This is a genomic window from Pseudooceanicola sp. NS-SX8, from assembly GCF_057380755.1.
Genome location: NZ_CM170819.1, coordinates 4,675,831 through 4,689,480 on the forward strand (window position 1 = coordinate 4,675,831; position 13,650 = coordinate 4,689,480).

At 67.3% G+C, this 13,650-nt stretch carries 15 protein-coding genes; 4 read left to right on the forward strand and 11 right to left on the reverse strand.

All coding sequences use genetic code 11. From position 1 onward, the window contains the following. Positions 1 to 119 precede the first annotated feature (119 nt). The 3 genes from AC2IR1_RS21445 to clpS are packed head-to-tail and all read right to left on the reverse strand — an operon-like array spanning position 120 to position 2,274. Positions 120 to 926 carry an SDR family NAD(P)-dependent oxidoreductase gene (locus AC2IR1_RS21445; protein ID WP_486474007.1) on the reverse strand — a complete coding sequence of 269 codons (807 nt, stop codon included), beginning with the start codon at positions 924 to 926 and terminating at the stop codon, positions 120 to 122. Beyond that, positions 923 to 1,948: a class I SAM-dependent methyltransferase gene (locus AC2IR1_RS21450; RefSeq protein ID WP_486474008.1), complete on the reverse strand. Its 1,026-nt coding sequence runs from the start codon at positions 1,946 to 1,948 to the stop codon at positions 923 to 925. Before AC2IR1_RS21450 ends, AC2IR1_RS21445 begins: the two co-directional genes overlap by 4 nt. A gap of 8 nt (positions 1,949 to 1,956) precedes the next feature. Further along, complete coding sequence (gene clpS / locus AC2IR1_RS21455; RefSeq protein WP_486476450.1) at positions 1,957 to 2,274, reverse strand: ATP-dependent Clp protease adapter ClpS; 318 nt, start codon at positions 2,272 to 2,274, stop codon at positions 1,957 to 1,959. Between the two features lie 334 nt (positions 2,275 to 2,608). Here clpS and AC2IR1_RS21460 point away from each other — a divergent pair, with 334 nt between their 5' ends. Together AC2IR1_RS21460 and AC2IR1_RS21465 are read left to right on the forward strand one after the other, a co-directional pair. Beyond that, the gene (locus AC2IR1_RS21460; RefSeq protein WP_486474009.1) at positions 2,609 to 3,310 is read left to right on the forward strand and encodes an HAD family hydrolase; all 702 of its coding nucleotides are present in this window, start codon (positions 2,609 to 2,611) and stop codon (positions 3,308 to 3,310) included. A 575-nt stretch (positions 3,311 to 3,885) separates the two neighbouring features. Next, positions 3,886 to 5,298 carry a D-alanyl-D-alanine carboxypeptidase family protein gene (locus tag AC2IR1_RS21465; protein WP_486476451.1) on the forward strand — a complete coding sequence of 471 codons (1,413 nt, stop codon included), beginning with the start codon at positions 3,886 to 3,888 and terminating at the stop codon, positions 5,296 to 5,298. 248 nt (positions 5,299 to 5,546) lie between these two features. On the opposite strand, the gene ccoS is transcribed toward AC2IR1_RS21465, so the two are convergent. The 5 genes from ccoS to AC2IR1_RS21490 all read right to left on the reverse strand — a co-directional run bounded on the left by ccoS (position 5,547) and on the right by AC2IR1_RS21490 (position 11,118). Beyond that, entirely contained in the window at positions 5,547 to 5,705 is a 159-nt protein-coding gene (ccoS, locus tag AC2IR1_RS21470; RefSeq protein WP_486474010.1) for a cbb3-type cytochrome oxidase assembly protein CcoS, read from the reverse strand. Positions 5,706 to 5,775: 70 nt separating this feature from the next. Further along, positions 5,776 to 8,004, reverse strand: coding sequence for a heavy metal translocating P-type ATPase (locus tag AC2IR1_RS21475; RefSeq protein ID WP_486474011.1), 2,229 nt, complete (start codon positions 8,002 to 8,004; stop codon positions 5,776 to 5,778). A gap of 7 nt (positions 8,005 to 8,011) precedes the next feature. Then, on the reverse strand, positions 8,012 to 8,506 hold the full coding sequence (locus AC2IR1_RS21480) for a FixH family protein (protein WP_486474012.1): 495 nt from the start codon (positions 8,504 to 8,506) through the stop codon (positions 8,012 to 8,014). Positions 8,507 to 8,625: 119 nt separating this feature from the next. Then, complete coding sequence (gene ccoG / locus AC2IR1_RS21485) at positions 8,626 to 10,059, reverse strand: cytochrome c oxidase accessory protein CcoG (RefSeq protein WP_486474013.1); 1,434 nt, start codon at positions 10,057 to 10,059, stop codon at positions 8,626 to 8,628. Positions 10,060 to 10,176: 117 nt separating this feature from the next. Then, complete coding sequence (locus AC2IR1_RS21490; RefSeq protein WP_486474014.1) at positions 10,177 to 11,118, reverse strand: LysR family transcriptional regulator; 942 nt, start codon at positions 11,116 to 11,118, stop codon at positions 10,177 to 10,179. Positions 11,119 to 11,214: 96 nt separating this feature from the next. Here AC2IR1_RS21490 and AC2IR1_RS21495 point away from each other — a divergent pair, with 96 nt between their 5' ends. Both AC2IR1_RS21495 and AC2IR1_RS21500 read left to right on the forward strand, forming a co-directional pair. Next, the gene (locus AC2IR1_RS21495) at positions 11,215 to 11,349 is read left to right on the forward strand and encodes a hypothetical protein (RefSeq protein ID WP_486474015.1); all 135 of its coding nucleotides are present in this window, start codon (positions 11,215 to 11,217) and stop codon (positions 11,347 to 11,349) included. A gap of 1 nt (position 11,350) precedes the next feature. Continuing rightward, positions 11,351 to 11,497 carry a hypothetical protein gene (locus tag AC2IR1_RS21500; RefSeq protein ID WP_486474016.1) on the forward strand — a complete coding sequence of 49 codons (147 nt, stop codon included), beginning with the start codon at positions 11,351 to 11,353 and terminating at the stop codon, positions 11,495 to 11,497. 325 nt (positions 11,498 to 11,822) lie between these two features. On the opposite strand, the gene ccoP is transcribed toward AC2IR1_RS21500, so the two are convergent. From ccoP to ccoO, 3 genes are read right to left on the reverse strand one after another with little or no spacing between them, the layout of a single operon-like run. Further along, positions 11,823 to 12,686: a cytochrome-c oxidase, cbb3-type subunit III gene (ccoP, locus tag AC2IR1_RS21505; RefSeq protein ID WP_486474017.1), complete on the reverse strand. Its 864-nt coding sequence runs from the start codon at positions 12,684 to 12,686 to the stop codon at positions 11,823 to 11,825. Position 12,687: 1 nt separating this feature from the next. Further along, entirely contained in the window at positions 12,688 to 12,900 is a 213-nt protein-coding gene (locus tag AC2IR1_RS21510; RefSeq protein WP_486474018.1) for a cbb3-type cytochrome c oxidase subunit 3, read from the reverse strand. Between the two features lie 13 nt (positions 12,901 to 12,913). Then, entirely contained in the window at positions 12,914 to 13,645 is a 732-nt protein-coding gene (ccoO, locus tag AC2IR1_RS21515; protein ID WP_486474019.1) for a cytochrome-c oxidase, cbb3-type subunit II, read from the reverse strand. Between the last annotated feature and the right edge of the window lie 5 nt (positions 13,646 to 13,650).

A 13,650-nucleotide genomic window follows, 5' to 3' on the forward strand; every position in this document is an offset into this window, starting at 1 on the left:
GCATCCACCCCGGCGCCGCGCCCGGATCAGGGCGGCGGAGATGAGTATTTGTGGCCGTCGAATAATGAAACTGGGGGAGCGCCCCGGGGGCGAGGGCGGGCGCGGGGGCCCGGAAGGCCTCAGTGCGCGGGGGCGGCCACCGGATCCAGCAGGGTGCGACCGCCGTCGACGGTGACGATCTGCCCGGTCATGAAGGAGGACGCCTCGCAGGCGAGGTACTGCACCGCCTCGGCCAGCTCGCCCGGGGGGGCGATGCGCGACAGGGGCGTGTGATCCTCGATGTCGGAACGGAACTCGGAATTGTCCCGCAGCGTCTCCTTCAGGGACGACGACATGACGGAGCCGAAGGCCACCGCGTTCACCCGGATCCGGTGCGGAGCCAGCGCCACGGCCAGGGACCGGGTCATCTGGTCCAGCGCGGCGGTGGCCACCGAAAAGGCCATCAGGTCCGGATGGGTCCGGCGGGCCGCGATCGACGACAGGTTGACGATGGCGCCAGCCTGGGCGCCCGGTTCATCCTCGGCCTCGGCCTGCTTGATCATCCGCTTGGCGACCGTCTGGCTGACCCGCAATGCCGTCAGCAGGTTCTGCTGCAGCATGGTTTCCATCGCGTCGTCATCGGGGTTCAGCGGGTCCGACACCAGCACCTGGCGCGAAGCGTTCACCAGGATATCCACCTGATCGAAGGCGTCGATCGTGGCGGAGAGCAGGTTGGCGATGGTCAGCTTTTCCCGCAGGTCCCCCGCGAAATAGCGGATGTTGCCCTCTTCCACGGCCTCGCCCAGCTCTTCGCGCAGGCGGTCTTCGTCCATGTCGGCAAACATCACGTTCGCCCCCTTGTCGGCAAACAGCTTGCCGATGGCCAGGCCGATCCCATGCGCGGCGCCGGTCACGATGGCCGTCTTGCCGGCAATCGAGAAACTCATCGCTTTCTCCCCATCTGTCCCGGGGTGGACCCTAGCGCGGCCTTGTTCCCTTGGCGAGAGGGGCGTTCCCCCATCAGCAACTTGAAGCTTCCGTTGCCGCCGAAGCTGGCAACTTCACCGAAAAGATCGGCCATGACCTTCTCGTAGCCAAGGTGCGCATTGGCCACCAGAAGCAGCTGCCCGCGCGGGTTCAGCATGGCGGTGGCGGCGCGGATGAAGGCGCGGCCCAGTTCCGGATCCTGGTTGCGGCCGCGATGGAACGGCGGGTTCATCACCACGAAATCCAGCATCCGCCCGGCGCGCCAGGCCGACACGTCGGCCCAGTGGAAGGCGGCGCGGGGATCGGTCACGTTCACCCGGGCACAGTCCAGCGCGGCGTGATCGGCCTCCACCAGGTCCAGCGCCTTCACCTTGGCGAAACGCTCCAGCACGCGGGCGGACAGATAGCCCCAGCCCGCGCCCAGGTCGGCGCCGTAGCCCGACAGCTCCGGCAGGTTGTCGGCCAGCAGCACCGAGGCCGGGTCGACACCATCCGCCGAAAAGACGCCGGGCGCGGTCAGCCAGCCATCGGCGGTGCGCCCCGGGACCAGGGCCCAATCGGCGTAGTCGCCGCCTTCCAGCCAGAACATCTTGCCATGGGCCTTGGAAAGCGGGGCCGAAACCTCTCCCATCGCGCGGCAGGCCTTCAGCATGGAATCCACGCCGTCGTCCTTCTGGCCATCCACGATCACCACGCCGTCGCTGACCGCGCGGGCCTGGGCGATCAGCGCACGGGCCTCCGCCTTGGCGCGCGGGATGCAGACCACGGCGGCGGCGTAGCGCCCCTCGGGGGCCACGGCCACGGCATAGCCCTGGCGCTCGAAGGCACGGTGATCGGGCTTGAAGCCGGTGATCACCTCCACCCGGTCCTTCGGCAGGGCTGAAAGATCCGCCCCTTCGACCGGGGCAAAAACGGCGATCCTGCCCGCTTCGGCAAGCGGCAGGCCACCCTCGATCGCGAGGGCCAGACGGGATCCGAGCATGGGCTGCCCTATTCCTTTTCCATGGTGCATTGCAGCGGATGCTGGTGCTTGCGGGCGAAATCCATCACCTGCGCCACCTTCGTTTCCGCGATCTCGTGGCTGAAGACGCCGACAACGGCGACGCCCTTCTTGTGCACGGTCAGCATGATTTCGAACGCCTGGGCGTGGGTCATGCCGAAGAATCTCTCCAGCACCAGCACCACGAATTCCATCGGCGTGTAATCGTCGTTCAGCAGCAGCACCTTGTAGAGCGGCGGCCGCTTCGTTTTCGGCTTGGTGTCCAGGACGACGTTGCCGTCGCCTTCCTCATCTTGGCGGTCGGCCATGCGCAAGCCGCCTGCCATCGCGGGGCGGGACAGGAAGGGCGCATTGTCGCTGACGGCCGTACGGGCCGCGGTCGACTGCCACGGGGTCATCGTCACATCGGTCATCGTCACGTCGGTCGTCTTCATGGCCGGCCTTGCATCCGGGCCCTTGGGCCCTGTCGCCCCGGGGAGGGGTGATCGCGTCACATCGCGGGGCCTTGGATCGTCAGGTCCGCGGGTCCGGTGCGCGTATGTCGGGACTGCCGGCAGCAGTGTTGAGGTTGCGGGATCAGGCTGCTCTATATAACCATGGCAGCCCCGCAGGGAAGTCTACAGCCGGGATCGCAGGAAAAAAATGGCACGAAAGATCACAACAATCGGCTTCGATGCCGATGACACCCTCTGGCACAACGAGCGTTTCTTCCAGCTGACGCAGGAACGATTCGCCGAATTGCTGGCCGATCACGTTGCCGCGGATCACCTGGCGGACCGCCTTCTGGCGGCGGAGCGGCGCAACCTGGGCCGCTACGGGTTCGGCATCAAGGGCTTCGTGCTGTCGATGATCGAGACCGCGATCGAGGTGACGGAAGAACGCGTGCCCGCCTCCGTCATCGCCCGCATCATCGAGGCCGGCCAGGACATGCTGGCCCATCCGATCGAACTGCTGCCCCACGCGCGCCAGGCGGTGGAAGCGCTGGCCGACAGCCACCGGGTCGTGCTGATCACCAAGGGCGACCTGCTGGACCAGGAACGCAAGCTGGCGCAATCCGGGCTGGGGGATCTCTTCGACGGGGTCGAAATCGTCTCGGACAAGACGGCAGAGGTCTATGCCCGCATCTTCGACGGCCACGGCGACGGGCCGGCCCGGGCGCTGATGGTCGGCAACTCGATGAAATCCGACGTCCTGCCCGCCATCGCCGCCGGCGGCGTCGGTGTCTACGTGCCCCATGGCCAGACCTGGGCCCTGGAACATGCCGAAGCCCCCGAAGGTGAGCCGCGCTTCTTTTCCCTGTCCGACCTGTCCGGCCTGCCCGCCCTGGTCGAAGAGCTGGGTTAGGATCCGGGCCAGGATCCGGGCCACCCCCGGCCGACCGCAGCACCCCGCCATTCCATACGCATACGCACGCTATGCGGGAATCGCCCGGCGGGTTCCCGCCACCTCCGTCCGGGCGCAAGGACTTGCCGATCCCGACAGGCTGAAAAGCGAATTTGCCTTAAAAACGTGAACTTTGCCCCCTAGTGCGCTGAAAAAATAAGGCAATTGCAGCAGGGCAAAACCGTGTTTGCCCCACAGGCAAATATGCCCCCTCTGGCCAATCTTGTAGGTTATGCACAGTCACCCCCTACATCTGGAAGATGTACACAGGTTCCCCTCCGCCGCCCAGAAAAGGCCGCTTTGTTCAAAATTTTGCCTATGGTACAACTTTCCACAGGCGACCGCCCCGTGTGTGAGGGGCGGCAAAGATTGACCAGCCGGCAAACCGGCGGCAACGAGGCAGATAGGTGATTGACGTGGTTCGGTGTGTAGGACCCGCCCTTTCGGGGCTAAGCAGGGCTTTCCTTTTGATTTTGGCGGCCAGCTGGCTGCTCACCGCAGGTGCGGAACCGCTTCGTGCGGCGCCCTACGCGGAAATGGTGATGGACGCGCGGACCGGCGAGGTGCTGCGCTCGCGCAATGCCGATACCCGGCTCTACCCGGCCTCGCTGACCAAGATGATGACGCTCTACATCGCCTTCCAGGCGGTGGAACACGGCGAAATCGGGCTGGATGACATGGTCCGCGTCTCCCGCAATGCGGCCTCCGAAGAACCTTCCAAGCTCGGCCTGCGCGAGGGCCAGAAGATCAAGCTGCGCTACCTGATCCGCGCCGCGGCAGTGAAATCGGCCAATGACGCCGCCACCGCCATCGGCGAGGCGATCTCCGGCTCCGAAGCCGCCTTTGCCCGCCGCATGAACCGCACCGCGCAACAGCTGGGCATGACCCGGACCACCTTCCGCAATGCCAACGGCCTGACCCTCGAAGGGCACATGTCCACCGCGCGGGACATGACCAACCTCGGCCGGCACCTCTACTTCGACTACCCCGAATACTACCACCTCTTCTCCACCATCGTGGCGGATGTGGGGGGCCGGGATGTCTACAACACCAACCGCAAGTTCCTGCGCGCCTACCAGGGCGCCGACGGGATCAAGACGGGCTACACCCGCGCCGCCGGCTTCAACCTCGTGGCCTCGGCGCAGCGCGGCAACAAGCGCATCATCGCCACGATCTTCGGTGGCCGCTCCACCGCCTGGCGGAACGAGAAGATGGCCGAACTGCTCGACCTCGGCTTCTCCCGCGCGCCCAACAGCGTCCGCGTCGTGGCCCCGGCAAAGCCCGCCTATATCGGCCAGACGGAGATGATGGTCGCCGGCAAGACGATCCGCGTGAACGGCGCCCCGCGCAAGTCGCTGCGCCCGCGCGCCCGCCCCGGCCCCGGCACGCCCGCCGGTCCCGCGATCGAGGACATGCTTCTGGCGGATGCCACCAAGCCCGGCGAGCTGGATGATGCCGCCGCCAAGGCCCTGGCCTTCGCCGCCGATCCCGATACCGCCACCGATGCCCCCGATCCCGTGGAGGAGGCGATCGCCGATGCCACGACGACGGCACCGGCCATGCCCCTCGGCAAGGGTCCGGTCACCAACCCGGTCAAACCCATGGCCCGGCCCGGCGACCTGCTGATCGACCCGGCCTCCATGGCCGAGGTGACCTACGAGGATGAGCTGGAGCAGGCCTCCGTCGTGACCCGCAGCGCCGACAGCGGTCCGGCTACCTGGGGCGTCAACATCGGGCGCTACACCACCGAATACCGCGCCGAACGGGTGCTGCTGACCACCGCCCTGGCAGAGGTCGAAACCCTCGAGGGTGCCGACCGGAAGGTCGTCCGCTCCCCCACCGGGTTCGATGCCAACTTCGACGGCCTGACCCGCGAAGCGGCGGATCGCACCTGCCGCAGGCTTTCGGCCCGCAACGTCACCTGCTTCATGATCGGGCCCGGCACCTGATCAGGGAGGCACCTGATCGGATCTGCACCTGACCCGACCTGCACAATGCGAAACGGGGGCCCCTGACGGAGCCCCCGTTTTCATGCCGGTCCTGTTTTCATGTAAGTCCTGCGGAAGACCCCGCATCAAGGCACCCCGCCAGCAATCCCCGCTGCATCAGGCGCCATGGCCAGCCCTGCCTCTTGCGGCCCTGCCCCTTTCGGCTCCTGTCCCGGATGCACCGCGCGGCGGCGTCCCGGGGGACGCGCTCAGGGCTTGGGGTGTTCGTCCCATTTGTCGGAAAGGATCCGCTGGCTCGCACCGTCGGGATCCTCGTACTGGTCGGTGCGTACCGTCCAGATGAAGGCGATCAGGCCAAGCCCGCCCAGGAAGAGCGAGATCGGAATCAGCCAGACAAGAATGTCCATGTCAGTTCCCCTTTACCCCTGAAGGCACCCCTTCACGCGGCCCCGCCACCCTGTGTCCCCGGCATGCGCATCAGCGCAGCCGCAGGGCATTCAGCGAAACCGTGATCGAACTGGCCGACATGGCCAGCGCCGCGATGAGCGGGGAACAAAGCCCCGCAACCGCCAGAGGCACCGCAATCACGTTGTAGAATGTTGCAATACGGAAGTTCTCACGGATCCTGCGCGTCGCGCGAGAGGCAACATCCACCGCCCCCGGAATGGGCGACAGATTGCCTCCCAGAAGGACTATATCGGAGGCAACCCGCGCAGCATCCAGCGCAGAGGCGGGCGAAATGCTCACATCTGCGGTGGTCAGCGCCGCCGTATCGTTCAGACCGTCGCCCACCATCAATACGTGTGCGCCCGATTCTTGCAGCGCCGCGATGCGCGCGGCCTTGTCTCCGGGCAGGGCACCGGCGGTCCAGTCCTCGATCCCCAGCCGGCGGGCCAGTGCCTCCACCGCGCCCTCCGTATCGCCCGAGATCAGCAGCACCCGCTTGCCCGCCGCGCGCAGATCGCGCACCGCCTCTTCGGCGCCCGGGCGCAGGCTGTCACTGAAGGTGAATTCCGACAGGCCCTGCGGCCCCTGCAGCCAGGTGGCGGTTTCCGGGCCTGCCTCGGCCCCCAGCCAGGCCGCCCGGCCCAGCCGTACCACCTGCCCGTCCAGCCGTGCCTCGGTGCCGTATCCCGGCACCTCGCGCAGGTCCTCCACCGCCGCCGCGACCACGCCCCGCGCGGTCAGCGCCGTCACCAGCGCCCGGCTCAGCGGATGCGAAGACCCCTCGGCCAGCGCAAGCGCCAGTTGCAGGGTGGCCGTGTCGAAGGCCTCCGCGTTCGTCACCTCCGGCGTCCCCGCCGTCAGCGTGCCGGTCTTGTCGAAGACAACCGTGTCGACCTGCGCCAGCCGTTCCAGCGCGGTTTCGTGCTTCACCAGCATGCCCTTGCGGAAAAGCCGGCCCGAGGCTGCCGTGGTCACCGCCGGCACGGCCAGTCCAAGGGCACAGGGGCAGGTGATGATCAGCACGGCGGCAGCGATGTTCAGCGCCACGCGCAGATCGCCCGTCCACAGGTACCAGCCCACGAAGGACAGCGCCGACAGGATATGCACCCCCGGCGCGTAAAGCTTCGCCGCGCGGTCGGCCAGAGAAGTGTAGCGCGACCGCCCGCTTTCCGCGATAGCGACCAGATCGGCCATCCGCGCCAGCGAGGTATCGCGCCCGATCGCCCCGGCCCGGATCGTCAGCGGCCCGGTCAGGTTCACCTCTCCCGCGCTGACGGCCTGCCCGGGTGCCGCCGCCACCGGCAGGGTCTCCCCCGTCAGCAGGCTGCGGTCCAGCTCCGAGGTACCCTCGACGATCTCTCCGTCCACGGGCATCCGCCCGCCCGGGCGCACCCGGATCAGGTCGCCCACCACCAGCTCCGCCACCGGGCGCAGCACCTCTTCGCCATCGCGGATCACGAGCGCGCGCGGCACCTCCAGCGCCGCCAGTTCCTCCGCCGCGGAGCGTGCCGCGGCCCGGGTGCGATGATCCAGGTAGCGCCCGGCCAGCAGGAAGAAGGTCAGCGTCAGCGCCGCGTCGAAATAGGCCTCCTCGCCGGAAAGAGAGGTCTCCCACAGCGATGTCACCAGCGCCAGCGCGATGGCGAGGCTGATCGGCACGTCCATGTTCAGCCGCCCCACCCGCAGCGCGCGCGCCGCGCTGACAAAGAAGGGCTGGGCGCAAAAGGCGATGGCCGGCAGGGTGATCGCGGCGCTGATCCAGTGGAAAAGATCCCGCGTGGCATCCTCCGCCCCCGACCAGACCGAGACCGACAGCAGCATCACGTTCATCGAGGCGAACCCCGCCACCGCCAGCCGCATCAGCAGGGCACGCCCGGCGCGGTCGGTGGCCGTGGCGGCGATGGTGCCCGCGTCCAGCTCATGCGCCTCGTAACCCACGGCCTCCACCGCCTTCACCAGCGCCTGGGCCGTGACCTCCGGATCGGCCTTCACCTGCGCCCGCTTCAGGGTCAGGTTCACCCGCGCCTCCCGCACACCGGGGGCGCGGGCCAGCGCCTGTTCTACCGTGTCTATGCAGGCCGCACAGTGGATCCCCGGCAGCGACAACGCCAGCGTCGCCCCTTCCAGCGCCTGGGCCCGACGCGCCATGTCGGCGGCGGCAGGCGCCGCGACACAGGCCGGGCAGGCGGAAATGCCGCCCGGGCTCTCCGGCGGCAGTCCCTCCTGCCGGTCGTCGAAATGTCCCGCCGCGTCGACCATGGAACCCTCAGCGCACCACGTGCAGGTCAAGCCGCTGGATGAACTCGGTCCCGTCATCGGCAATCGCGTGGAACCGCACGATCCACTTGCCCTCGCCCAGCTCCAGCGGTGCCTCGTAGGCGGTGCCATTGAAGGCGAACTGCGGGGTCACGTCATCGGTGCTGTCGGTGGGCCGGCCGATCACGGCCGTCATCTCCTTGGCGCGCACAGGCACGCCCGTCGGATCGGTGATGGCGATCCGCAGCCAGCCCTCGGCATCCTCGGCCTCCACCACCCAGCCCAGGCGCTTCTGATCGGCGACCCGGCCGTCGAACTCCTGGCTGAAGACATAGGTGTTGTCGACTTCCAGCCCCGGGAAGGTGCTGACCGCCTTGGTCGCCATGACCACGTTGACGGTGATGATCACCGCGAAGGCGCCGACGAAGATCCCCAGGACATGCCAGCCCTTCAGGGTGAACCCCTTCGCGGCAGCCTCGGCGGCGGGGGTCGTGGTATCGCTCATCTCACTGGCCTTTCCTGTCTCACTGGGCACTTCCGTCTGACTGGCCACTCCCGTCTGACTGGCCGCTTCTGTTTCATTGGCCTTTCCCGCCGTCCCGGCAGGCCATCCCGCTGGCCCCCCTACCGGGCCCTGCCGTTGAACACGGTTTGCTCGCTCGACCGTTCGCCGGTGCCAAGATCCTCGACCCACATGACGAACTCCGTCCGGTCGGAGGTCGCGGGCGCGGTGCCCGGCGCGGCGGTCACATAGACCCGGGCCAGGTGCGTGGCATCGGCGGGCACCGTCACGCTGGCATCGTCACTGCCTTCGACCTGCACTTCAAGCGCCGCGTCGCCCTCCGCGCTCAGCCGGAAGTCATGCGCCTCGCCGTTCTTGTTGCGCAGGCGCACGTCATAGACGTTGCGGATCGTGCCGTCCGACAGGGTGACGAAGGTCGGGTTGCGCACCGGGGCGACCGTCATGTCGATATCGGGCCGGATGAACAGCGCGACGACCAGGCCGATCCCCACCGCTGCCCAAAGCACGGTGTAGAGCATGGTGCGCGGCCGGAAGACGTGCTTCCAGATCTTGCGGGGCGCACGGCCCCCGCGCTCCGCCACCTCGTCCGTCAGGGCCATGTAGTCGATCAGCCCGCGCGGCTTGCCGGTCTTGTCCATCACGTCGTCACAGGCATCAATGCACAGCGCACAGGTGATGCAGGCCATCTGCTGGCCGTCGCGGATGTCGATCCCCATGGGGCAGACGTTGACGCAGGCGTTGCAGTCGATGCAATCGCCAAGCGCCTCGGCCCCCTGCGCCTTGCGGTGCTTGCCGCGCGGCTCGCCCCGCCAGTCGCGGTAGGCCACGGTGATGGTGTCCTCGTCCATCATGGCGGCCTGGATCCGCGGCCAGGGGCAGGCGTAGATGCAGATCTGTTCCCGCGCGAAACCGCCAAAGAAGAAGGTGGTGAAGGTCAGGATCAGCATGGTGGTATAGGCCACCGGATGCGCGCTGAACGTCAGCAGATCGAGCAGGAGGCTCGGCGCATCCGCGAAGTAGAAGATCCAGGCGCCCCCCGTGGCCAGGCCGATCAGGAACCATGCCACCCACTTGGTGATCCGCAGGCGGACCTTGCGCAGGTCCCACTTCTTCTGCCGGTGCAGGCGCAGGCGCGCGTTGCGGTCGCCCTCGATCCAGCGTTCCACCAGGATGAAGAGGTCGGTCCAGACGGTCTGCGGGCAGGTATAGCCGCACCAGACCCGGCCCAGGGCCGAGGTGAACAGGAACAGCCCCAGCCCCGCCATGACCAGCAGGCCCGCGATGAAGTAGAATTCATGCGGCCAGATCTCGATCCAGAAGAAGAAGAACCGCCGGTTGGCCAGGTCGATCAGCACCGCCTGGTCGGGCAGGTTCGGCCCCCGGTCCCAGCGGATCCAGGGGGTCACGTAGTAGATCCCCAGGGTCACGATCATGATGATCCATTTCAGGTTCCGGAAACGGCCTTTCACGCGACGCGGAAAGATGGGTTCCCTGGCGGCGTAGAGCTTGGGGTCCTGGCTATCGGAAACAGACACGGAGAGGTCCTTTGATGGCGTTCTGGAATGCGCGTTCTCAAAGCCTTGTCGCAAACCGATGTTTTTTGAACCTTGACCTGCATCAAATGCGACATTTTCCCTGTATCTATTATGTATCTATGACATCGCGCCTTTCTCGGCGGCGGTGCCCGGGGCACGGCCCGGCGCGCCCCAGGCCTCCCGCGCCTGGGCCCGGATCCAGCGGGCGAAGGCGCGCGCCTCGGGACGCAGCGTGGCCTCGTGCCACAACAGGAAATAACCCTTCTTGCGCACGTCCTCGAACAGCAGCCGCAGCCGGCCGGAGGCCAGCTCCTCCTCCACGAAGGCCCGCGCCATGACGCCCACGCCACGGCCCGACCGCAGCGCCTCCATCATCAGGTTGCCCGGCAGCGACGTTACGCCGCGCCGCGGATCCAGCTTCGCGCCCTGCCATTCCAGGAACTCGCTGGCCTCGTTGGTGCCCAGCTCCTGGAACCAGGGGAACTCCGCCAGCTCCGCCGGGCTGGGCATGTGATCATCGGGGATCAGCTCCGGCGCGCACAGGACGCAGACCGGGCTTTCCACCAGCAGCTCCGCCTCCAGCCCGGGCCAGGTGCCGCTGCCGTAGCGCAGTGCCAGGTCGGCACTGTCGGGCCCGCCGGGGCCCAGGGTCCGCAGCTGCGGCGTCGGGTCGATCATCAGCGACAGCCCCGGGTGGGCCGCCTGGTAGGCGCCCAGGCGCGGCATCAGGAACTGCGCGGCCAGGGTGGGCGTGCAGGTGACGACCACAGGCCGCTCCGCCCGCTCGCCGCGCAACCGGCCCACGACCTCCTCGATCCCGCCCATGCCCGAGAGCACCGCCTCGGCCAGCTGCCGCCCCTCCTCCGTCAGTTCCAGCTGCCGCCCGCCCCGCCGCACCAGCGCCAGGCCCAGGTGGGTCTCCAGCTGCTTCACCTGCTGGCTGATCGCGGCATGGCTGACGTTCAGCCGCTGGCCCGCCGCCACGGTGGATCCGCTCTCCGCCAGGGCGGCCAGCGCCCGCAGGGCACTCAGGGGGGGAAGGGTCAGCCAGTCAATCATGTAAGTCAGACTTACATGATGGAAGGATTCCTGAATAGGAGATTCCGCCCACACCGCAGTAAAAAAGGGTCAGGCACCAGAACAGGAGAAAGACCCATGCTTTCGATCTACGCAAAAACTTTCATGACCGCCACCCGCAGCGCGCCGCGCCACACCCCCTCCGAAGGGCCCCTGCCCCGGCTGCGCGCCCCGAAGGAAACCGCGCCCGCCGGCAAGGGGCGGAGGCGCTGACATGGACCCGATCCTCTACCGCCCGCTCGACGTGCTGGACGAACGGATCCGCCGCGCGGACCGCTACCAAAAGGACCAGCGCCGCCCTGCGCCGCCCGCCCGGCGCGAACGCCGCTTCCATTGGTGGCACGGCGTCCTGCGGAAGTGACCCGGCGCGGGGCTGGGGCGAAGGTGTAGGCGAAGGTGGATTGCATCCACCCTACACGCCCTCGTAGGGTGGATGAAATCCACCATCCCTGCGCCCCCTGCCGAGATCGCACACCGGCGGGATGGCTCTCCCCACGGCACGAAAAAGCCCGCCCCGGGATCCGGGGCGGGCGTCCCCCTGCCTGGGGGCTGGCTTGAAAAAAGGCACCGACCGTTCAAGGAAACGCGCGAACAGGACGAAGCGGCCGGTGCCGACCCCACCACGAAGGCAGGGATTTCTCAGGGCGGGGATCGTAACCCCCGGCCCGATCTCTCTCAGGCGCGGCTCACTCGCCGCCGCCCAGCTGGTGGACGTAGGTCGCCACGGCGCGGATCTGCGCCTCGCTCAGGCGGGCGGCCCAGGTGGGCATCACGCCAAAGCGCGCATTCTCCACCGTCTCGTGCACCGTCGCGTAGTCCCCACCGTAGAGCCAGATGGCATCCGTCAGGTTCGGCGCGCCCTGCTCCCGGTCGCCCGTGCCGGCCTCGCCGTGGCAGGAGGCACAGTTCTCCTCGAAGACCACCGCGCCCTCCTCGACCAGGCTGGCATCCTGCGGCGTCTCTCCGGACAGGGTCATGACGAAGTTCACCACCGCGTCGATCTGTTCCGGCTCCAGCAGCTCGTCGGCACCGAAGGCCGGCATCTGGCTGTAGCGGGCATCCCAGTCATCCTCGTTCCGGATCCCGTGGGTCACCGTGTAGTGGATGTCCTCGATCGACCCGCCCCAGAGCCAGTCATCGTCCAGCAGGTTCGGATAGCCGACCGCACCGGCCGCCCCCGACCCGTGGCACTGGGCACACCAGGTCTTGAAAACGGCGGCCCCGGCGGACACGGCATACTGGTTCAGATCCGGATCATCGGCGATCGCGCCCAGCTCGACCGAGGCCAGCTGCTCGTTGATGCCGGCGTTGGCAGCTTCGACCTCCGCGATCCGCTCGGCCACCTCACCACGGGTGGTGTAGCCCAGCACCCCTTCCGTGGCACGGTTCACCAGCGGCCAGGCCGGATAGAGGATCGTGTAGATGATCCCCCAGACGATGCAGATGTAGAAGGTGTAGAGCCACCAGCGCGGCAGCGGCGTGTTCAGTTCCTCGATCCCATCCCAGCTGTGGCCGGTGGTCCCGTGTTGCTTCTTCAGGTCATCGCTCATCTCACAGGTCCTTTCCTGCGAAGGCCGGTTCGGATGCCTTGGCATCCGGCGCGGGACGGTCTTCGTTGCGCAGCGGGATGTTGGCCGTGTCCCGGTAGGTCTTGCGGGCCCCCGGGCGGAACACCCATGCGACGCAGATCGCGAAGAAGGCGAACATGGCCATAAGCATCCAGCTGTCCGCGAATTCGCGCATGAGGGAATAGGTCTCGTTCATCACATCCTCCCCCTCAGCGGCTTTCGTCCGGGTAGAAGGTCGAGAAGTCGACCAGCGTCCCCAGCATCTGCAGATAGGCGATCAGGGCATCCATCTCGGAAATCCCCGGTTCACCGTCGAAGTTGCGCACGTTGACGCTTTCCTCGCCGTAGCGTTCCACCAGACCGTCGTAATCGCTGTCCGGATCGGCCTGGGCCAGGAAGTCGGCCTGGGCGTTCTCCAGCTGATCGTCGCTGTAGGGCACGCCGACGATGCGGTGGGTCGACATCACGTCCTGGATGTACTCGCCCTCGATCATGGCGTGGGTCAGGAAGCCGTATTTGGGCATCACCGATTCAGGCACGACCGACTGCGGGTTGGTCAGGTGGTCGACGTGCCACTCGTCCGAGTAGCGCCCGCCGACCCGGGCCAGGTCCGGCCCGGTCCGTTTCGACCCCCACTGGAACGGGTGGTCGTACATCGACTCCGCCGCCAGCGAGTAATGCCCGTAACGCTCGATCTCGTCGCGCATCGGACGGATCATCTGGGAGTGGCAGACGTAGCAGCCCTCCCGGATGTAGATGTCCCGGCCGGCCAGTTCCAGCGGCGTGTAGGGGCGCATGCCTTCCACGTCCTCGATGGTGTTTTCGAGGTAGAAGAGCGGTGCGATTTCCACCAGGCCGCCGATGGTGACCACGGCGAAGGAACAGGCGAGGAGCAGCGTGGCGTTCTTTTCAAGAAACGCGTGTTTATCAAGGATACTCATGTGTC